General features: G+C 67.3%; 16 protein-coding genes. 11 read left to right on the top strand and 5 right to left on the bottom strand.

Going from position 1 to position 19,488, the window contains the following annotated elements; genetic code table 11:
* Positions 1-155 precede the first annotated feature (155 nt).
* Positions 156-2,009: an Lnb N-terminal periplasmic domain-containing protein gene (locus tag PotMrB4_RS05335; RefSeq protein ID WP_172432717.1), complete on the top strand. Its 1,854-nt coding sequence runs from the start codon at positions 156-158 to the stop codon at positions 2,007-2,009.
* Here PotMrB4_RS05335 and PotMrB4_RS05330 read toward each other — a convergent pair.
* From PotMrB4_RS05330 to rtcR, 3 genes are all read right to left on the bottom strand, one after another.
* On the bottom strand, positions 2,003-2,947 hold the full coding sequence (locus PotMrB4_RS05330) for an SMI1/KNR4 family protein (protein ID WP_172432716.1): 945 nt from the start codon (positions 2,945-2,947) through the stop codon (positions 2,003-2,005). The genes PotMrB4_RS05335 and PotMrB4_RS05330 overlap by 7 nt on opposite strands.
* A complete protein-coding gene (locus PotMrB4_RS05325) occupies positions 2,944-3,525 on the bottom strand; it encodes an NADAR family protein (RefSeq protein WP_172432715.1) in 582 nt (193 codons plus the stop codon). The genes PotMrB4_RS05330 and PotMrB4_RS05325 overlap by 4 nt, the downstream gene beginning before the upstream one ends.
* A 107-nt stretch (positions 3,526-3,632) precedes the next feature.
* Entirely contained in the window at positions 3,633-5,234 is a 1,602-nt protein-coding gene (gene rtcR, locus PotMrB4_RS05320; RefSeq protein ID WP_172432714.1) for an RNA repair transcriptional activator RtcR, read from the bottom strand.
* A gap of 265 nt (positions 5,235-5,499) precedes the next feature.
* Between rtcR and PotMrB4_RS05315 the strand changes: the two genes are divergently transcribed.
* From PotMrB4_RS05315 to PotMrB4_RS05280, 8 genes are all read left to right on the top strand, one after another.
* Positions 5,500-7,050 carry a vWA domain-containing protein gene (locus tag PotMrB4_RS05315; RefSeq protein ID WP_172432713.1) on the top strand — a complete coding sequence of 517 codons (1,551 nt, stop codon included), beginning with the start codon at positions 5,500-5,502 and terminating at the stop codon, positions 7,048-7,050.
* 660 nt (positions 7,051-7,710) lie between these two features.
* Positions 7,711-8,934, top strand: a complete 1,224-nt coding sequence (locus PotMrB4_RS05310; protein ID WP_172432712.1) for an RtcB family protein — start codon at positions 7,711-7,713, stop codon at positions 8,932-8,934.
* 54 nt (positions 8,935-8,988) lie between these two features.
* Positions 8,989-9,567, top strand: a complete 579-nt coding sequence (locus PotMrB4_RS05305; protein ID WP_172432711.1) for a hypothetical protein — start codon at positions 8,989-8,991, stop codon at positions 9,565-9,567.
* A gap of 21 nt (positions 9,568-9,588) precedes the next feature.
* On the top strand, positions 9,589-10,386 hold the full coding sequence (locus tag PotMrB4_RS05300; protein ID WP_172432710.1) for a nucleotidyltransferase domain-containing protein: 798 nt from the start codon (positions 9,589-9,591) through the stop codon (positions 10,384-10,386).
* A gap of 29 nt (positions 10,387-10,415) precedes the next feature.
* Positions 10,416-11,327, top strand: coding sequence for a hypothetical protein (locus tag PotMrB4_RS05295; RefSeq protein ID WP_172432709.1), 912 nt, complete (start codon positions 10,416-10,418; stop codon positions 11,325-11,327).
* 44 nt (positions 11,328-11,371) lie between these two features.
* The gene (locus PotMrB4_RS05290; RefSeq protein ID WP_172432708.1) at positions 11,372-12,751 is read left to right on the top strand and encodes a HEAT repeat domain-containing protein; all 1,380 of its coding nucleotides are present in this window, start codon (positions 11,372-11,374) and stop codon (positions 12,749-12,751) included.
* Between the two features lie 88 nt (positions 12,752-12,839).
* Positions 12,840-13,865, top strand: coding sequence for an RNA 3'-terminal phosphate cyclase (gene rtcA, locus PotMrB4_RS05285; RefSeq protein ID WP_172432707.1), 1,026 nt, complete (start codon positions 12,840-12,842; stop codon positions 13,863-13,865).
* A gap of 102 nt (positions 13,866-13,967) precedes the next feature.
* Positions 13,968-14,342: a hypothetical protein gene (locus PotMrB4_RS05280; protein ID WP_044410453.1), complete on the top strand. Its 375-nt coding sequence runs from the start codon at positions 13,968-13,970 to the stop codon at positions 14,340-14,342.
* 119 nt (positions 14,343-14,461) lie between these two features.
* On the opposite strand, the gene gdhA is transcribed toward PotMrB4_RS05280, so the two are convergent.
* Positions 14,462-15,796 carry an NADP-specific glutamate dehydrogenase gene (gene gdhA / locus PotMrB4_RS05275; protein WP_044410853.1) on the bottom strand — a complete coding sequence of 445 codons (1,335 nt, stop codon included), beginning with the start codon at positions 15,794-15,796 and terminating at the stop codon, positions 14,462-14,464.
* 403 nt (positions 15,797-16,199) lie between these two features.
* On the opposite strand from gdhA, the gene PotMrB4_RS05270 reads away from it, so the two are divergent.
* Positions 16,200-16,835, top strand: a complete 636-nt coding sequence (locus PotMrB4_RS05270) for a hypothetical protein (protein WP_172432706.1) — start codon at positions 16,200-16,202, stop codon at positions 16,833-16,835.
* Positions 16,836-16,892: 57 nt separating this feature from the next.
* Here the strand turns inward: PotMrB4_RS05270 and ettA are convergent, their stop codons facing one another.
* A complete protein-coding gene (gene ettA / locus PotMrB4_RS05265) occupies positions 16,893-18,560 on the bottom strand; it encodes an energy-dependent translational throttle protein EttA (RefSeq protein WP_044410459.1) in 1,668 nt (555 codons plus the stop codon).
* A 331-nt stretch (positions 18,561-18,891) separates the two neighbouring features.
* Here ettA and PotMrB4_RS05260 point away from each other — a divergent pair, with 331 nt between their 5' ends.
* Positions 18,892-19,431: a fimbrial protein gene (locus PotMrB4_RS05260; protein WP_074972962.1), complete on the top strand. Its 540-nt coding sequence runs from the start codon at positions 18,892-18,894 to the stop codon at positions 19,429-19,431.
* Positions 19,432-19,488 lie beyond the last annotated feature (57 nt).

Below are 19,488 nucleotides of genomic sequence, written 5' to 3'. Positions count from 1 at the left end.
CATTCTGGCGCTCGCCGGAAGCGCGTGGCAAGGCGTTCCGCGTGTGGCGGCGAGCCCCGTCACGGCTTGCGAAAATCCCTCGCCTGACCTTGCTTGACACCCGCCCCGCCCTTCACGAAAGCTCGCCCCCTTCCCCAGGCAAAGCGAGCCGCCCGTTGAAACGGATCCTCCTTCTCCCGCTGCTGCTCACCTGCAATGCCCTGCTGGCCGCCACGCCCATCCCCGTGGAGACACTGCAGCGCCTGGCCAACGACCCCTACTGGATCGCCCTCGGCCACTACGAACGCGGCAAGCTCGGCGGCTGGCGCAGCTACGTCGACGACGGGCGCTTCTTCCTTTCACCCGAGGGCGCACACAGCCCGGAAGCGGAACTCGGCGCCACCGTCCAGGCGCTGTACCAGGACCCGGCCCTCGGCGACCGCCACCCTCAGTGCGTCTACCCCGCCCGCACCCGCTGGCTGCGCGAACAGCTGGACCTGCGTGACCTGCCCGCCCCGGCGTGCAGCGAATACCGCCAGTGGTTCCAGGACATCAACCCCCACAGCACCGTGCTGGTGTTCCCGGCGGCCTACCTCAACAGCCCCTCCTCGATGTTCGGCCACACCCTGCTGCGCATCGACCAGAGCGACGTGGACGAGAACAACACCGCACTGCTCAGCTACGCGCTCAACTTCGGTGCCTTCATCGAAGGCGCCGACAACAGCATCCTCTACGCCTGGAAAGGCCTGATGGGCGGCTACCCCGGGCTCTTCGCCCTGGTCCCCTACCGCGACAAGCTCAAGGAATACAGCCGCCTGGAGAACCGCGACCTGTGGGAGTACCGGCTCAACCTCAGCCCCGAGGAGACCGGGCGCATGGTCGAGCACGTCTGGGAACTGAAGCAGGTGCGCTTCGACTACTTCTTCTTCGACGAGAACTGCTCCTACCGCCTGCTGGAGCTGCTGGAGATCGCCCGCCCCGGCACCGAGCTGACCGAGCAGTTCCCCCTCACCGCCATCCCCACCGACACCGTGCGCGCGGTGAAAAATGCAGGGCTGGTGGACCGCATCGACTTCCGCCCCTCCCGCGAGCGGGAGCTGGCCGTCCGTGCCGAACCGTTGGAGCCCGTGGAACAGCAGTGGGCCCTGCGCCTGGCCGACGACGCCTCGCTGCTGCAGGCCCCCGAGTTCCAGGCCCTGCCGGCCCCGCGCCGGGCGCTGGTGCAGGATGCCGCCTTCCGCCTGGACCGCTACCGCAGTGCCGGCGAAGAGCGCGACAAGGACCGCGCACAGCGTGGCTTCCAGCTGCTGCAGGCGATCAACCGCAACCCGCCGCCCGCCCTCGACGTGGAACGCCCGGCACTGCCCGAGGACGGCCACGACTCGCGCACCTGGCAACTGGGCCTGGGCAGCCGCGAAGACCGCGCCTACGCCGAGTACGGCCTGCGCATGGCCTACCACGACCTGCAGGACAACCTGGCGGGCTTCCCCCTCGGGGCCCAGATCGAAATCCTCCAGCTCAAGCTGCGCCAGTACGAGGAAAACCACTGGCAACTGCAGCAACTGGACTTCGCCACCATCCGCTCGCTGACACCCCGCACCGCCCTGCTGCAGCCCTGGTCCTGGCAGGTCGCCGGCGGCCTGGAGCGGGTGCCCGGGAAGGACGGCGACGAAACCCTGGTGAGCCACCTCAACGGCGGCGCCGGGGCCACCTGGCAACTGGGGGACGATGCCCTCTACTACGCACTGGCCACGGCCCGCGTGGAACACAACCCGGACTTCGCCGCCTTCGTCGCCGGCGCGGGCGGCTTCGACACCGGCCTGCTCTGGCACAACCGCCTCGGCACCCTCAGCCTGGAAGCCGCCGGGGACTACTTCCACAACGGCGAGGTGCGCCGCCGGCTGTCACTGGCCCAGCAGTGGGAACTGAGCCAGCAACTGGGCCTGCGCCTGTCAGCGGAGCGCTCGTTCAGCCACCTCGCCGGGGACGACAACCAGGTGATGCTGCAACTGCGCTGGTACCACTACTGAGCGTCCTCGCGCTGGCGCTCCGCGATGCCACGCGCGGCGAACCAGGCCTGGACCGCGTCCCGCTTGAGCAGGCGGGCGAACACCGGCCCGTTGACCCCGCCGCGGATCAGTTGGCCAAGCTCAACACCTGACGCCTCCAGCCGCTCCAGCAGTGCCGTGTCGTCGGCCTCCACCGCCCGCTCCAGGGCCAGGCGCTGCAGGTCGGGTCGTGCAGCGATGGAGCCAGTGTCCAGCGCCGCCTGCCAATCCAGCACCAGGGCGCCCAGGCAGGCCTTCACCCGCTCGGCCAAGGCCTGGTCGGCAGCATCGCCTTCCTCCAGCGGGATCAGCGCCTCCAGCAGCTCCAGGCCGGAGCCGTCGGCATCCTCCGCCAGTGGGTCGCGCTCGTAGGCCAGCTGGGCGAACAACCCCTCCAGGTCATCGGCCACCCGGGCGAAGGCATCCTCGTGCAGGCGCATCGCCCAGGCCGGCGGCAGGCCCTGGCTCCAGGCGTAGACGCGGCCGAAGTAGTCCCCGGGCTCGACGCAGACATACAGCCGCTCCAGGTACTCGAAGCCGCCGATGGGCAGAAAGTCCAGCCGCCCGTCCCACTCGCGGCCCTCCTCCTCGGCGATCTGCCGGGCCCACTCCTGCTCGTGCTCCAGCCAGCCCCAGAGGTCGTTGTAGCCATCGCTACCGGGGTAGAACAGCTCCCGCAGCGAATAGGGATGGATATGGCCCTGGTAATCCACCCGCAGGTCGTAATCCAGCACGCCGCCATAGGCGACGCGCCACAGCCGCACCAGGGCCGGCGGCAGCGGGCGGCCGACGCGGCGCTCCACCTCGGCCAGTTGCTCGTCGGTGACGGGCGGCTGCGCCTGGTGGATCAGCCGCCCGCCGAACAGCACCAGGCCATGCCGGGCCAGGCGCTGGAGGTCTTCCGCGCTGAAGGCGTTCATTCGCACACCTCCTGCATCGGCTGCGCCACCGCCAGGCGCTCGCGCACCGCCATCAACGCAAAGCCCAGCAGGTTGAGCCCACGCCAGGTGGCCGGGGTACGGGCTGCCGCATCTGCCTCGGCCAGGCCGATGCCCCACACCGGGTCCACCGGGCTGGCTTCCACCAGCACCCGACCGGCCGTGGCCAGCAGCACCCGGCGCAGCTCGGCGTTCTGCTCGAACTTGGCCTGGTTGCCTGCCACCACCAGGTCGAAGCGGGCGGCCAGCCAACGGGCCTCGTCGAACCCGCGCACCTCCCGCCCGACGGCCTTGGCATCGGCCGGCGTGCGCGCCGCGAGCACGGCCTTCAGTGCACGCTCATCGCCGAACAGGCGTGCCTTGCCGGCCATCATCCAGTGCTCCGCCGTGGCATAGCGGACGCCCTCCAGCACGAAGGGCGACTTGAACCACTGGCTGAAGCAGGCCTTGCCCAGCGGCGCGCCCGGTGCCGAGGTGTGGCCCCAGAAGTACAGGTAATCGAAGGCGTCTCCGGCGGCGCAGCGCTCGCACAACTGCTCGACGGACAGGGGAAGGCTCATGGGCGGTCCTTGCATGGCGGGTGAAAAAGGCCGACAGGATAGCCGAGCACGCCGGTACCGGCTGTGCCCGGATCGGCACGCTCACCGTGAGCCCGCGCCTTCACGCCCTACCGCGCCAGGTCCTTCCACTCCAGGCCGAACCTGCCCAGGTACTTGCGCAACCGGTCCGCGTCATTGGGTTGCGCCTTGGCCTGGCGCGACACGTCGTAGAGCAGCCGCCCGGCCTCGGACAGGCTGCTCGCCTCGCGGCACACCGCCACCACCGCTGCCAGTTGCAGGCGGTCGAAGCGGTCCAGCTCGGCCAGGCGCTCCCCCAGCAGCGCCGCCAGGCCATCGTCCGGACCGGACTCATGGCCCCAGGCGCGGCGCAGCCGGTCGATCTCCTCCTGCACCAGCGCCTCGTCGATGCGGCCGCTGTCGGCCAGGGTCGCCATGCGCGTGATGGACGCCGACAGCTCGCGGAAGTTGCCGCTCCAGCGCGCTTCGGCGGAACAGGCGAACGCCAGGTAGCGACGCCGCGCCTCCAGATTGAAGCGCACCAGGCGCCCCAGGTCGCGGGCGTGGCGTTCCAGCTCGAAGTCGATGTTCGGCTCGATGTCCTCGCGGCGCCCCGCCAGGCCCGGCAGCTCGAAGGTCCAGAGGTTGATGCGGGCGAACAGGTCCTCGCGGAACAGCCCCTCGGCCACCCGCGTGCGCAGGTCGCGGTGGGTGCCGGCGATCAGCAGGAAGTCGCTTTCCACCTCGCGGTCGGCGCCCATGGGGAAGAAGCGCTTTTCCTCGATGGCCTTGAGCAGCATGGCCTGCTCGTCCAGGCCCAGCTCGCCGATCTCGTCGAGGAACAGCATGCCGCCGTCCGCCGCCCGCAGCAGGCCGTCACGGGCGCTCTGCGCGCCGGTGAAGGCGCCCTTGAGGTGGCCGAACAGCGCCGACATGGCACCGTCGCCGCGCAGGGTGGCGCAGTTCACCTCGACGAAGCGCCCCGCCACCTGGTGCCTGGCCCGCTTGAGTTCGTACACCCGCCGCGCCAGGAAGGACTTGCCCGCACCGGTGGGGCCGATCAGCAGCATCGGCGCCCGCGAGCGCACCGCCACCCGCTCGATCTGCTCGATGCTGCGGTTGAACGCCGGGTTGCGCGTGGCGATGCCCGACTTCAGCAGCTCCAGCCCTTCCAGCTGTTCGCGCTGGAAGCGCGAGGCGATGCGGTCATAACGGGACAGGTCGAGGTCGATCAGCGAATGGGTGCCGATGTTGTGGCGATCCTCGTCTCGGCGCCGGCCCGGCGAGGTCTGCACCAGCCGCGCTGGCAGGTAGCGCGCCTCGGTAAGCAGGAACCAGCAGATCTGCGCCACGTGGGTGCCGGTGGTGATGTGCACCAGGTAGTCCTCGTGCTCGGTGTCGAAGCGGTAGGCGCTGACGAAGTCATGCAGCGCGCCATACACCTCCTCGAAGTCCCAGGGGTTGCGCAGCGGCATCTCGTGCAGGCGCACTTCGGTCTGCGGCGACACCTGCTCCACATCGCCCTTGATGCGCTGGGACAGGCCCAGGTCGCGGGCATCGCTGCCGTGGATCAGCTCCAGCCGGTCCACCAGCAGGTCCGGCTGCTGGCACAGGCCCACAGTGGGGCGCCATTTGTTCCAGCGGTCGGCGCCCTTGCCCATGCGGTCCAGGGTTGCGCCAACGAAGCCGATGGCAACGGTCTTGCGGCTCATGTTCATTCCTCCGCCACGGCATTTGCCGCTGGCGACTCGAAAACGATTGAAAGAGAGGAAGTTTATCCAAAAAGATAAATTCGTATATCCAGGAATAGGAAAACCATGCAGCAGTCGGCTTGAGATTCTGCACCCGAAAATCTCGAATAAAAATAAAAACCTTAAATATCAATGACTTGAAAAATATTTTCGGCACGAAAAACGAAGTTGGCACGCGCCTCGCTATATCCCTGTCAACGAAAGGACAACAGAGCGAGACGCCACGATGGCCAACACCGCCCTCTTCAACACCCAGGCAGCCAGCCTGCCGCAGGTGGATACCTACAACCGCAGCAAGGCCGGTGCCTACGCCCTGCAACCGAAGCACAAGCTGGCCCAGCTGGCGATGACCGGTTGCCTGAACCAGACCTTCTACGCCGACGCCCCCGAGCAACTGGCCGAGGTGCTGGCCCTGGTGGCCCAGCTGGACGCGGCCTTCGTGGCCAAGACCGCCGTGTACGCCCGCCGTGCCGGCCACATGAAGGACATGCCGGCCCTGCTGGTGGCCGCCCTGGCGGCGCAACGCTCCTCCCTGCTGCCGGCGGTTTTCGGCCAGGTGGTGGACAACGGCAAGATGCTGCGCAACGTGGTGCAGATCCTGCGCAGCGGCGTGACCGGTCGCAAATCGCTCGGTACGCAGCCCAAGCGCCTGGTGCAGGCGTGGCTGAACACCGCCAGCGAGCGCCAGCTGCTGCAGGCCGCGATCGGCAACCAGCCGTCCCTGGCGGACGTGCTGAAGATGGTCCACCCGAAACCGAGCGAAGCCTGGCGTGAAGCCTTCTTCGCCTGGGTACTCGGCAAGCCGGCGGATGCCGACGCGCTGCCGCCGCTGACCCGCGCCCTGCTGGCCTTCCGCAGCGGCGCCAGCGACGAGCTGCCGGACGTGCCCTTCCAGTTGCTGGGCGACCGTCAGCTGAGCGCCGCGCAATGGCTGGAACAGGCACAGCGCATGGGCTGGCAGGCCCTGCGGATGAACCTCAACACCCTGGCGCGCCAAGGTGTGTTCCAGTTGCCCGGCGCGGCCTACACGGTTGCCGCGCGGCTGGCGGACCGGGAAGCGGTGGCCAAGTCACGGGTCTACCCGTACCAGTTGCTGAACGCCTACACGATGGCCGGCAACGACGTACCGGGACCGGTGCGCGAGGCGCTGCAGGACGCCCTGGAACTGTCGCTGGCCAACGTGCCGGCACTGGCAGGCAACGTGGTGGTGTGCCCGGACGTGTCCGGCTCCATGCAGAGCCCGGCCACCGGCTACCGCCAGGGCGCCACCAGCACGGTGCGCTGCATCGACGTGGCGGCCCTGATGGCGGCGGCGGTGCTGCGCAAGCAGCCGGCGGCGCGGGTGATGCCGTTCGAGAACCATGTGGTGGACGTGCGCCTCAACCCGCGTGACAGCGTGATGAGCAACGCGCAGAAGCTGGCCTCAATCGGCGGCGGTGGCACCAACTGCTCGGCACCGCTGGCGCAGTTGGTGAAGGAGAAGGCCAAGGTGGACACGCTGATCCTGGTTTCGGACAACGAATCCTGGATCGACGCCAAGCGGCGCGGCGCCACCGAAACCATGCTCCAGTGGCAGCAGCTGAAGCGGCTGAACCCGAAGGCGAAGATGGTCTGCATCGACATCCAGCCCTACGGCACCACCCAGGCGCAGGAGCAGCAGGACATCCTCAACGTCGGCGGTTTCGGCGATGCGGTATTCGATGTGATCGCCCAGTTCGCCAATGGCGAATACGGCGCGCGGCACTGGGTCGAGCTGATCGAGGCGACCGCGCTGTAGCGATAGGAACTGAACAAGGGCCCCGCAATGGGGTGGGGCCCGCAACGCGTTGAAGCGCGAGACGGCGAATGCAGCCGGGACTCCATCACCGATGTCCCTGCACACCTTTGTCACCGTAGCGCGCGGCACGAATGCAGGTGGCTGTACATCGGTTGAGCCGGTTCGATTCCGGCCCGCGGTAACGCGGAACAGTCACCTTCCCTTGTCGTGCCACCTTGAGTTTTGCGACGAATGCCGGTGGAACTACACCCTCCAACGGTCGAGATGCGGGTTCGAATCCCGTCGGCTCCAATACTGCGGGGCCGTAGTTCAACGGTAGAACACGAAAACGTTTCACCACCTTTTGTCGTCGCACCTGTTTCACCACGGCCCGCAAGGGTCGGCAGCGAATGCAACGGGCATTACATGTGTCGCGGGTTCGAGCCCCGCCCCGGCAACGGGTAGCTCAGCGGGTAGAGCAATTCATGTCCACATCCCTTGTCGCTGCACCTCGGCCGCCCAGGCGGCCAACCGAATTTGCCCGGCGAATGCCGGTGGAACTACAGGACGTCGTGGTTGCGGGTTCGACTCCCGCCGGCTCTCCGGGGCCGTAGCTCAATCGGATAGAGCGCGATGCCGTTTCACCCGACTTGTCGCCGTTTTGAAAGGAAAGAAGGAACCATGGAAAAGCACTACAACCTGCTGGAAGTCGCCAACGGCAAACCGATCAAGCTCTGGACCCAGGGCGTACCGGTGGAGGACGACGCGCGCAAGCAACTGATCAACACCGCGAAGATGCCCTTCATCTTCAAGCACCTGGCCGTGATGCCGGACGTGCACCTGGGCAAGGGGTCGACCATCGGCAGCGTGATCCCCACCGTCGGCGCCATCATCCCGGCCGCCGTGGGTGTGGACATCGGTTGCGGGATGATCGCCGCACGCACCTCGCTGATGGCTTCCGACCTGCCGGATAACCTGTCCGGCCTGCGCAGCGCCATCGAGAAGGCCGTGCCCCACGGTCGTAGCCCCGCTCGCGGTGGCCGAGACAAGGGGTCCTGGGAAGACGTGCCGGAGCTGGCGGACCACGCCTGGTCGGCCCTGGCCGGGCGCTTCAAGGTGATCACCGACAAGTACCCGCGCCTGGAGAAGACCAACAACCGCAAGCACCTGGGAACCCTGGGAACCGGCAACCACTTCATCGAGGTCTGCCTGGACGAGGCCCAGCGCGTCTGGTTCATGCTCCACAGCGGATCGCGTGGTGTGGGTAACGCCATCGGCAGCCTGTTCATCGAACTGGCCCAGGCCGATATGCGCCAGCACATCGCCAACCTGCCGGACCGCGACCTGGCCTACTTCGAAGAAGGCAGCCAGCACTTCGACGACTACGTGGAGGCCGTGGGCTGGGCCCAGGACTTCGCCAAGCAGAACCGCGCACTGATGATGCACGCCGTGATCGCGGCGGCGCGTACGGTGATCAAGAAACCCTTCGAGGCCAACCTGGAAGCGGTGAACTGCCACCACAACTACGTGCAGAAGGAGCAGCACTTCGGCCAGGAAGTCCTGGTGACCCGCAAGGGTGCGGTATCGGCGCAGAAGGGCCAGCTGGGCATCATCCCGGGCTCCATGGGCGCGCGCAGCTTCATCGTGCGCGGCCTGGGTAACGAGGAGGCGTTCTGCTCCTGCAGCCACGGCGCCGGCCGCACCATGAGCCGTACCAAGGCGAAGAAACTGTTCACCGTGGACGACCAGATCCGCGCCACCGCCCATGTGGAATGCCGCAAGGACGAGGACGTGATCGACGAGATCCCCATGGCCTACAAGGACATCGACGCCGTGATGCACGCCCAGCGCGAGCTGGTGGAAGTGGTGCATACCCTGCGTCAGGTGGTCTGCGTGAAAGGATGAAAAACGATCGGCGTTGCCCCGCCAACGCCTTTCGACCCTGAGGGAGAGCGGCTGATGCTGCAGAAACTGGAAAACCGCCGGGTCACCGAATTGCGGGCCCGGCTCGACGAAGCCGGCAGCGTCTTCGACTTCGTCGTGCTGAGCCTGGATGCCACCGCCCGCCCCGGCGAGGCCGAGCACCGCGATGCGCTGCGGGTGCTGTTCGAGGCTATCGACGAACGCACCCAGGTCTGGCGGCGAAAGCTGGTGGAACAACACCCGCGGTACGCCAACCACCCGTGGCCGGACCTGAGCCCCGACCTGGCGCAGGCCCGCCCGCAAGCCCTGGACATCGCTCGTATAGAGGAACTGGCCCGTGACGACGGGCTGCTGTACCGGGCCCTGATCGACCCGCCCCATGGCAGCACGCTGCAGGTGGCGGACTTCCGCGAATGGCGTGAGGCCCTGCGCCTGCACGCCGATGAGGGGATGCAGGTGCTGGACTGGGTCGGCAATGCCGACCGCGAGCCCCAGCGCAGCACCTGGAGCCGCTACTTCGATGACGGCAAGGAATGGTGGGGCATCTGGTGCCTCACCCTGTACAACCCGAGACGACGAACACTCAGCGCGCTGGCCGCCAGCGCCACCGATTGAAGCAACAAGGGAACAAACGCAATGACCAGCGACCACCGCCATCCCCTCCCCGCCGCCATGCTCGAGCGGGTGTTGGAGGAACTGCAACGGGTCGAGCGCGAGCGCAACGTCACCGTGCTCTACGCCTGCGAATCCGGCAGCCGCGCCTGGGGCTTCGCCTCCAGCGACAGCGACTACGACGTGCGCTTCGTCTACGTCGAGCAGCCCGACTGGTACCTGCAGGTACGCGAGCCGCGCGACGTGATCGAGCGCCCGCTGGACGACGAGCTGGATGTGAGCGGCTGGGAGCTGCGCAAGGCCCTGCGCCTGCTGCGCAACTCCAACCCCACGCTGCTGGAGTGGCTCGACTCGCCCCTGGTCTACCACAAGGACGACGCCGCCACCGCACGCCTGCGCGAACTGGCCGAAGCCTTCTGGTCGCCCCGGGCCGTGCGCCATCACTACCTGTCCATGGCCAAGAAGAACTTCCGTGGCTACCTGCAAGGCGAAGAGGTGCGTTTCAAGAAGTACCTCTACGTCCTGCGCTCGCTATTGGCGGTACGCTGGCTCGACCAAGGCCGTGGCCGCCCGCCGATGCCCTTCGAGGACCTGCTGGTGACCCTGGACGACCCGGCGCTGCTGGCGGAGATCGACGAGCTGCTGCAGCTCAAGCGTGCCGCCACCGAAGCCACCCACGGCCCGCGCCGCGAGGTGCTGCACGCCTTCATCGAGGCCCAGCTGGCCAGCGCCGGCGAAGCCCCGCAACTGCCACGCGGCCAGGGGGACGACGCCCTGCTGGATGAATTCATGCGTCACTGCGTGCACACCCACGCCACCTGAGGCCATCGCATCAATGGAGAACAGCTGAAATGGACTTCAAACCCTTCACCGGCCTGCTGCTCCTGGGCCTGGCCAGCGGCCTCGCCGCCCAGGAGCGCCAGGTGCTGGACGCCCTTCCCCTGGACGCCACGACGGCCTACGAGCTGTCACTGCCCGCCTGCACCACGGCGTCCTGCCCGTTCGAGCTGCGCCTGTTGAAAGACGGCCGCCCACACGGCACCACGGTGGCGCTGCCCTGGGCAGCGACAGCGGCTCCAGCCAGCCAGGCAGCGCCCGATCCCCTGTACGGCGCCGGCACGCCCCTGGGGGCTGGCGCGGCGCCCAGGGTGTGGATAACCGGCGAGGAAGAGGGGCAGGTCAGCGCGGCCGCTCGCCTGCTGCGGCTGGCGGATGGCACACCCGCGTTGCTGGTCAGCCAGATGGGCGGCTTCGAGCACCCCAAGCGCCATCACGCCCTGTACCTCGCCACGCACCAGGGCCCGCACCTGGCCTGGTCCCACGACGAAGCCCCGGGGCCTAACCAGAGCTGGGTGCTGGCACCCACGGGCGACAGCCCTGTGCTGCTGGTGCACGAGCATGCCGCTGCGATCGACGCAGCGGACCGCCTGGAGACGCGCAACCTGACCTGGCACCCGGACCGCACGGTCTTCACCGAGGCGACGGCACCGCCCTCGCCGGCCCTGCGCGCCGTGGTCGCCGAACGCCACCCCAGCGCCATGGCCGCCCAGGCCGCCCGGGACCAGCAGGAAGGCTGCCTGGCACCCTATGCAGTCATCGATACCGGCGCACCGGGAGCTGCCCGCTACGCCTTGGCGCAGGTGGCGGAAAGCGACGCCGAAGCCCAGGCGGAAATCACCCGCCTGCACGCGTGCGCAGCGACCCTGCACCCGGAGACCGTGCCGCTGGCACAGCTATCGACCACGCCCGCACCGACGCAGTAAGCCGGCGGGAGGCGGATGGGCCATTCCCGTCCAAGGAGCATCCAATGAACACCACGCAATGGCTCGCCCATTGGCGGGACCAGCTACGCGTAAGACAGGCCGCAGGCGAGTACACCGACTGGCTGCGCTACCGGCTGGACGAGGCCGAAACCGTGCTGGCCAATGGGACCGTCATCACGGCCCGCGAATTGCCGCTGCAACGCAACGGCTTCATCCGCGAGGGCGTGCTGCGTCGCCAGCTGGAGCGCGAGGATGAAACCGCCCTCGCCTACTGCCTCGTCTGCCTGAACGACCCGGTGGCGAGCCTGCGCGAACTGGCCAGGGCCGAACTGGAGCACCGGCAACCCAACGCCACGGCCGAAAGCCTGCTGGACAACCTCGACCTGCTGCTGGACCTGCAGCGCAAGCAGCGCGCCGACCACAGCGTGGCCCTGGAGCGCATCCGCGCGCGCCTGCGCGAGCCCGCCCTGCGAGGCAGCGTGCGGGCGGCATTGCCAGGCCTGCGCGGCCAGGAAGCCCGCTTCGTCTTCGACGCCCTGGCAAACGAAGAACAGCCGGATGCCGAGCTGATCGACAAGGCCCTGGTGCACCCCGATCCGGCACTGCGTGCCCGGGTCATGGACAGGCTGGGTCGCCTGCCGGCGGAATCCACCGCACCGCTCTGGCGACAGGCCCTCTCGGACCGCAACGGCCGCCTGCGCGCCAGGGCGCTGTACGCGCTGATAAAGGCCGAGCCCAATGCACCGGAACTGCACGGCTGGCTGGAAACAGCCCTGCTGGACGTCTCGCCATCGGTCCGCGACCTGGCCCGCTGGGCCGCGCCGCGCCACGGTGTCGATGCGGCGGCCGTGGTACACCGGGCGCTGGTGCTGGTCCCGGTGGACAGGGGGCGCTGGCACGGCGTGCTCGGCCAGGCCGCCGAGCTGCGCCTGGAGGAGGCCGTGCCCCTGGCCCGCCAGGCGCTCGCCTCGCCCTTGCCGTCGGTCCGCCGCAGAGGCTTGCAGGTGCTGGTGGAGCAGGTTCCGGAGCAGGCCAGCGATGCCTGCCTCGCCTTGCTGGATGACAGCGCGCCGGGTGTGGTCGTCGAAGCGCTGCAGGGCCTGGAGCGCTTGTGCCATCCAGCGTTCGAACCCGCACTCCGGGCCGCGATGACACGCCTTGCCGCAACCGACATGGCGGGCAGCCTTCGCCTCAGCCGGATACTCCCCACCCACGCCCAGTTGGAGGCACTGCTGGACGGGCTCTGCGAGGCGCCGCAAGCATCACGCGAACCCTGGTTGCAGGCACTCCGCGCCTGGCGCCACAGGCAGAAAAGACTCGTCAACTGGACCAGCACGACCCACCTCAAGGCCCGGCTGGAGAGCCTGCGTGGCCAGCAGCTGATGCCGGAGGAAGAGCTGTCGGCGCTGGTGAGGGCGCTGTGAGCAGGCAAACGACGTACAACTCGCAACCCATTGCACCATTGGCCTGGCCAGACCGCCGGGCACGAACAACTGATTGGAACACCGAACCATGAACACGGATTTTCTCGAACTCGACGGCGCCATCGGCGGTGGCCAGATCCTGCGCAGCGCGCTGAGCCTTTCGATGATCACCGGCCGCCCGATGCGCATCCGCAACATCCGCAAGCAGCGCGGTCGTCCGGGCCTGTTGCGCCAGCACCTGACAGCGGTCCAGGCCGCAGCACAGATTTGTGGCGCACGCACCCAGGGGGCCGAATTGGGCTCGATGGAGCTGACCTTCATTCCCGGCGCGATTCGCGGGGGCGACTACCGCTTCGCCATCGGCAGTGCGGGCAGCTGCACCCTGGTGCTGCAAACCCTGCTGCCGGCCCTGCTGTTCGCCGACAGCCCCGCTCGCCTGTGGATAAGCGGTGGCACCCACAACCCGCTGGCCCCGCCAGCGGACTTCATCGAGCATGCCTGGCTACCCCTGCTGCGCCGCATGGGTGCCCAGGTGGAGATGAAGCTGTTGCGCCACGGCTTCATGCCCGCCGGCGGTGGCGAGGTGATGCTGCAGGTGCAGCCGGGCGAACTGCGCCCGCTGGTGCTGCCGGCACGCGGCGAGGTACGCGAGCAGGAAGCCACGGCCGTGCTGGCCAACATCCCGCACCATGTCGGTGAGCGCGAGCTGCGCCAGGTGGCGATGCGCCTGGGCTGGCCGGAGGAGGCGCTGAAACGCGCCTACCTCGCACCCGGCATGGGGCCGGGCAATGCGTTGCTGCTGAAGGTGGGCTGCGACGCGGTGACCGAGCTGTTCTGCGCCCTGGGCCAGACGCGCCTGTCGGCCGAACGGGTGGCGGACCTGGCGATCCGCCCGCTGCTGGCCTGGCTCGCCAGCGGAGCGGCCACCTCGGAATACCTGGCCGACCAGCTGCTGCTGCCGATGGCCTTGGCCGGCGGCGGGCAGTTCAGCACCTGCGTGCTGAGCGACCACCTGACCAGCAACATCGAGGTGATCCAGCAATTCCTGCCCGTGCGTTGTCTGATCCAGAGCGAGCGGGAGGACTTCCATAACGTCACGCTCACGGCGTCTTGACGAAAAGACGACATCCCGCTGCCGAGAATGGGCGCGCGGACCCGGTCCGCGCCCCGACCATCCGGCGAATGCGCCCGCCCTATCGGCGCATGGGAGCTCACCATGGCGTGCATGCGCGCCACCCTGCCTGTCCTGCTCTGCGCGGCCCTGCTTCTCGCCGGCTGCGAGACCACCCATGACTACCTGGTTGCCCAGGGTTATCCACCGGCGTTCGCCGACGGTTACCAGGACGGCTGCAGCAGCGGCCGCCAGGCCGCCGGGGCGATCACCGGCGAGTTCCGCAAGGACGTGCCCCGCTACCTGCGCGACCGCACCTACGCCGAGGGCTGGGGCGACGGCTTCGAGCAGTGCAAGGAGCAGATGCGCAGCCAGGAGTTGCGGGAGTTCCGCGAGCAGGTGACGCGCGACCGCGATGACGAGTGGAAGCGGGACAAGGACCGCGCGGCCGCACGCGCCCTGGGCGGGCACAGCGATTGAGTGCGAGCCCTATGTGCGGGTTGGACGGTCCGTTGCAGCGAACAGCCCTTGCCGTCAGGGCGACATGAAAAGGGCAGCCGATTGGCTGCCCTTGTTCGTCCGGGTGCGGATGGGTCGTGTCAGACCAGCCCCTGCGCCAGCATGGCGTCGGCCACTTTGACGAAGCCGGCGATGTTGGCGCCCTTCACGTAGTTGATCCGGCCGTTTTCCTCGCCGTAGTGGACGCAGGCGTGGTGGATGTTCTGCATGATGCCGTGCAGGCGCTGGTCCACTTCGCCGGCGGTCCAGTGCAGGCGCATGGCGTTCTGGCTCATCTCCAGGCCGCTGGTGGCGACGCCGCCGGCGTTGGAGGCCTTGCCCGGGGCGAAGAGGATGCCGGCCTCGAGGAAGGCATCCACCGCTTCGAGGGTGGAGGGCATGTTGGCACCCTCGGCCACGCAGATGCAGCCGTTGGCGAGCAGGGTGCGGGCGTCTTCGGCGTCCAGTTCGTTCTGGGTGGCGCAGGGCAGCGCGATGTCGCAGGCCAGCTTCCACGGCCGCTCGCCGGGCAGGAAGCGCAAACCGGCGCCCTGCAGGGACTCCAGGCGCCCACGGCGCTCGTTCTTCAGCTCCATCAGCTCATCCCACTGCTCGGGGGTCAGGCCGTCTTCGATGAACAGGGTGCCGCCGGAGTCGGACAGGGAAATCACCTTGCCGCCCAGTTCCATGACCTTCTGTGCGGCGTACTGCGCCACATTGCCGGAGCCGGAGATGGCCACACGCGCACCGTCGAAGCCACGGCCCTGGCCCTTGAGCATTTCCTGGGCGAAGTAGACGCAGCCGTAGCCGGTGGCTTCGGGGCGCACCAGGCTGCCGCCGTAGGCCAGGCCCTTGCCGGTGAACACCGAGGTGAACTCGTTGGAGAGGCGCTTGTACTGGCCGAACAGGTAGCCGATCTCGCGGGCGCCGACGCCGATGTCGCCGGCCGGCACGTCCAGGTCCGCACCGATGTGGCGGTACAGCTCGCTCATGAACGATTGGCAGAAGCGCATCACTTCGGCGTCGCTCTTGCCCTTGGGATTGAAGTCCGAACCGCCCTTGCCGCCGCCCATGGGCAGGGAGGTGAGGGAGTTCTTGAACACCTGCTCGAAGGCCAGGAACTTCAACACGCCGAGGTTGACCGACGGGTGGAAGCGCAGGCCGCCCTTGTAGGGGCCGATGGCGCTGCTCATCTGCACGCGGAAGCCGCGGTTGACCTGGGCCTGGCCCTTGTCGTCGACCCAGGGTACGCGGAACAGGATGGCGCGCTCGGGCTCGACCAGGCGCTCCAGCAGGCCGTCGCGCAGGTAACGGGGGTTGGCTTCGAGGAAGGGCCAGAGGCTGCGCAGGACCTCTTCCACCGCCTGGTGGAATTCGGGCTGGTGGGGGTCGCGTTGCTTGAGCCGTTGCAGGAACAGGTCCAGGGAAGGAGTCATGATGCTCACCAGTATTTTTCTTTTGTGGACAATCGGTAGCGCGAGACTCTAGCAAGCGATCCGGCACATAAACAGGGCAAAATGACGCATTGATGAAACTTTTTGGTGCATTTGCTATAAATCCCCACCGCCACACGCCATAAACCTACGCTCCGAACGCTCTGTTCCGGCAGATACCCTTGCCACTGGATTCTTGCGTTTTTGCACTTTTTTCGAGCGCTTCCAGCACCATAAAGTGACGTTTTCACGACACCGGGAAACCGGCTCGGCGTTCCACTGCCGTCGTGTCGTCAGCGGCCGTCATGATTGGATACAACTGATCATTCCCGACAAACGGAACGGCACCCCGGCGCTCCAGTCATAGCGATGTGCCATATCGGCACCCACTCAGGAGCACCTGTTCATGTCCAGCTTGCCCAAGCGTTCTGTCCGCCCCTTCACCGCTTCCCTGGCCGCCCTGGTCCTGGCGGGTCTTGCCGGGGCGGCTCAGGCGGGCATCGAGGTCGGCAGTTCGTCCAGCAGCTACAGCAACCTGGTTACGGTCGATCGCAACCCGGTCAGTGGCACAACGCTGAAGGAATCCCGTATCAGCATCGACACCCTCGAGAAGATGCAGGAGCAGTTGAAGAGAACCCAGGAAAGCCTGGAGAAGCTGACCCGGCAGGTCAGCGACCAGGCCAGCACCATCAGCACCCTGAACCGCCAGCTGGAGGAGGTGAAGCGCAGCACCGGCTCATCGGACCTGTCCAACGTCCAGCGCGACCTGGACAGCCAGAAGGGGCGGATCGATCAGCTCCAGCGCAGCCTGGAGGACGCCAAGCGTGGCAGTTCGTCGTCCAGCGATGTCTCCAGCCTCAAGCGCGAGCTGGAGAGCCAGGACAACCGCATCGACCAGCTGCAGCGTGGCCTGGAGGATGCCAAGCGCAACAGCTCCTCCTCCAGCGACCTGTCCGGCCTCAAGCGTGAGGTGGACAGCCAGGACAGCCGCATCGACCAGCTGCAACGCAGCCTGGAGGACCTGAGCCGCAAGGTGAAGTAAGCGCCCCCGGAATGAAAAACGGAGCCCGAGGGCTCCGTTTTTCGTGGTGCTGCCGGCTTACTGGGCCAGCTTCTTGTAGCGCACGCGGTGCGGCTGGGCAGCCGCCTCGCCGAGGCGCTTCTTGCGGTCCGCTTCGAACTCGGTGTAGTTGCCTTCGAAGAAGGTCACCTTGCCGTCGTCCTCGTAGGACAGGATGTGGGTGGCGATACGGTCCAGGAACCAGCGATCGTGGGAGATCACGATGGCGGCGCCGGGGAAGTCCAGCAGCGCCTCTTCCAGGGCGCGCAGGGTTTCCACGTCGAGGTCGTTGGACGGTTCGTCGAGCAGCAGCACGTTGCCGCCCTGCTTCAGGGTCAGGGCCAGGTGCAGGCGACCGCGCTCACCACCGGAGAGGTCCTTGACGAACTTCTGCTGGTCGGCGCCCTTGAAGTTGAAGCGGCCGACGTAGCTGCGGGACGGGACTTCGTAGTTGCCGATCTTGATCTGCTCGAAGCCATCGGAAACCTGCTGCCACACGGTCTTGCTGCCGTCCAGGCTGTCGCGGCTCTGGTCGACGCTGGCGATCTGCACGGTCTCGCCGATCTCGATGCGGCCCGAATCCGGCTGCTCCTTGCCGGTGAGCATGCGGAACAGGGTGGACTTGCCCGCACCGTTGCCGCCGATCACGCCGACGATGGCGCCTTTCGGGATGCTCAGGGACAGGTCGTCGATCAGCACGCGATCGCCGTAGCCCTTGGTGACGTTGTGCAACTCGATGACCTTGTCGCCCAGGCGCGGACCGGCCGGGATGTAGATCTCGTTGGTCTCGCTGCGCTTCTGGAATTCCTGGGACTGCATTTCCTCGAAGCGCTGCAGACGGGCCTTGGACTTGGCCTGGCGACCCTTGGCGCCCTGGCGCACCCACTCCAGTTCGGCCTTCATGGCCTTGGCGTGGGAGGCTTCCTGCTTGGCTTCCTGGGCCAGCCGGTTGGCCTTGGATTCCAGCCAGCCGGAGTAGTTGCCCTCGAAGGGGATGCCGTGGCCACGGTCCAGTTCGAGGATCCAGCCGGCGACGTTGTCGAGGAAGTAACGGTCGTGGGTGATGGCCACCACGGTGCCGGGGAAGTCGTGGAGGAAGTGCTCCAGCCAGGCGACGGAGTCGGCGTCCAGGTGGTTGGTGGGTTCGTCGAGCAGCAGCATGTCGGGGGCCGACAGCAGCAGGCGGCAGAGCGCCACGCGGCGCTTCTCGCCACCGGACAGGTGCTCGATCTTCGCGTCCCACGGCGGCAGGCGCAGGGCGTCCGCGGCAACTTCCAGCTGGCGCTCCAGGTTGTGGCCGTCGGCGGCTTGAAGGATGGCCTCCAGTTTGGCCTGCTCGGCGGCCAGGGCGTCGAAGTCGGCATCCGGCTCGGCATAGGCGGCGTAGACCTCGTCCAGGCGGGCCTGGGCCTGCTTGATCTCGCCGACCGCCTCTTCGACGATCTCGCGGACCGTCTTGCTGGCGTCGAGCTGCGGTTCCTGAGGCAGGTAGCCGACCTTGATGCCCGGCATCGGGCGGGCTTCGCCGTCGATCTCGGTGTCGACGCCGGCCATGATGCGCAGCAGGGTGGATTTACCCGCGCCGTTCAGGCCAAGCACGCCGATCTTGGCGCCGGGGAAGAAGGACAGCGAGATGTCCTTGAGGATTTCACGCTTCGGGGGCACGACCTTGCTGACCCGATGCATGGTGTAGACGTACTGAGCCAAACTGTTTGACCTCGCTGAACGTGTGGAATCGGGCCAATGGCTTGCGTGGCAAGCCATTGGCCGCAGACGAAATGAATAGGAAAGTGCGTCAGCTTATTAGCTCCCCTGGGGTTGTGCAAACGCCGCACGCGCACGTCCGCCACGTATCGCCTCGACCGCCTTCGCTTGCCGATATGTCCAAGGTGATAGCCGAATTCCCCAAACGCCATCTCACCCACCTACGCGATGGCGGCCAGCGTCCCACAGGGCACGCTTTCTACCATGTTGCGCACCTGCCCCGCGGCCTCCCAGGCCACGGGGCAGGTCTCTCCTAACACTCAAGGAATGCAACATGATCAGGAAACTCGTGACCTCCGCCGCCGTCCTGGCGCTCTCTGCCTCCAGCCTGTCCGCCTACGCATACAGCGACGCCGACGGTGCTGAGATTCACTTCACCGGGAAGATCCTGGAGAAAACCTGCACCGTGGCAGTGAACGGCGTCCCGACCCCGGGCGCGGCCACCGTGACCCTGCCGGACACCCAGGCCGCCCTGCTGCGTATCGCAGGCCAGACCGCTGGCGATACCCCGTTCGTCATCAGCCTCAAGGACTGCAAGACCAACGCCAGCTCGGCAGATGTGCTGTTTACCTCGGCCTACCTGGATGGCGACCAGTTGAGCAATATCGCCTCCACGGGCGCAGCGACCAACGTCGCTCTGGAGCTGACTGATAATAACGGCACTCCGGTCGACCTGAGCGGCCAGATCCCGACCATCATGAGCCTCAACGCCGGCCAGGGCAGTGCCACCTACAAGGTGCGCTACTACGCCAAGGACATCGTCGAGCCGGGCGCCGTCGAGGCCACCGCTCTCTACGTAATCGGCTATCCGTGACGCACAGGAAGGCAGGCGCAACGCCTGCCTTTCCTACCTTCCGTGAAGTGCTTCGAG

Origin of the sequence: Metapseudomonas otitidis, assembly GCF_011397855.1 — a bacterium.
Taxonomy (GTDB): Bacteria; Pseudomonadota; Gammaproteobacteria; order Pseudomonadales; family Pseudomonadaceae; genus Metapseudomonas; species Metapseudomonas otitidis.
This window is presented reverse-complemented; position numbering and strand designations above follow the sequence as displayed.

Coding starts and splice junctions, on each gene's coding strand:
- PotMrB4_RS05330 (WP_172432716.1), bottom strand. CDS start 2,947: ATGAACGCCTTCAGCGCGGAAGACCTCCAGCGCCTGGCCCGGCATGGC.
- PotMrB4_RS05325 (WP_172432715.1), bottom strand. CDS start 3,525: ATGAGCCTTCCCCTGTCCGTCGAGCAGTTGTGCGAGCGCTGCGCCGCC.
- rtcR (WP_172432714.1), bottom strand. CDS start 5,234: ATGAGCCGCAAGACCGTTGCCATCGGCTTCGTTGGCGCAACCCTGGAC.
- PotMrB4_RS05315 (WP_172432713.1), top strand. CDS start 5,500: ATGGCCAACACCGCCCTCTTCAACACCCAGGCAGCCAGCCTGCCGCAG.
- PotMrB4_RS05310 (WP_172432712.1), top strand. CDS start 7,711: ATGGAAAAGCACTACAACCTGCTGGAAGTCGCCAACGGCAAACCGATC.
- PotMrB4_RS05305 (WP_172432711.1), top strand. CDS start 8,989: ATGCTGCAGAAACTGGAAAACCGCCGGGTCACCGAATTGCGGGCCCGG.
- PotMrB4_RS05300 (WP_172432710.1), top strand. CDS start 9,589: ATGACCAGCGACCACCGCCATCCCCTCCCCGCCGCCATGCTCGAGCGG.
- PotMrB4_RS05295 (WP_172432709.1), top strand. CDS start 10,416: ATGGACTTCAAACCCTTCACCGGCCTGCTGCTCCTGGGCCTGGCCAGC.
- PotMrB4_RS05290 (WP_172432708.1), top strand. CDS start 11,372: ATGAACACCACGCAATGGCTCGCCCATTGGCGGGACCAGCTACGCGTA.
- rtcA (WP_172432707.1), top strand. CDS start 12,840: ATGAACACGGATTTTCTCGAACTCGACGGCGCCATCGGCGGTGGCCAG.
- PotMrB4_RS05280 (WP_044410453.1), top strand. CDS start 13,968: ATGGCGTGCATGCGCGCCACCCTGCCTGTCCTGCTCTGCGCGGCCCTG.
- gdhA (WP_044410853.1), bottom strand. CDS start 15,796: ATGACTCCTTCCCTGGACCTGTTCCTGCAACGGCTCAAGCAACGCGAC.
- PotMrB4_RS05270 (WP_172432706.1), top strand. CDS start 16,200: ATGTCCAGCTTGCCCAAGCGTTCTGTCCGCCCCTTCACCGCTTCCCTG.
- PotMrB4_RS05260 (WP_074972962.1), top strand. CDS start 18,892: ATGATCAGGAAACTCGTGACCTCCGCCGCCGTCCTGGCGCTCTCTGCC.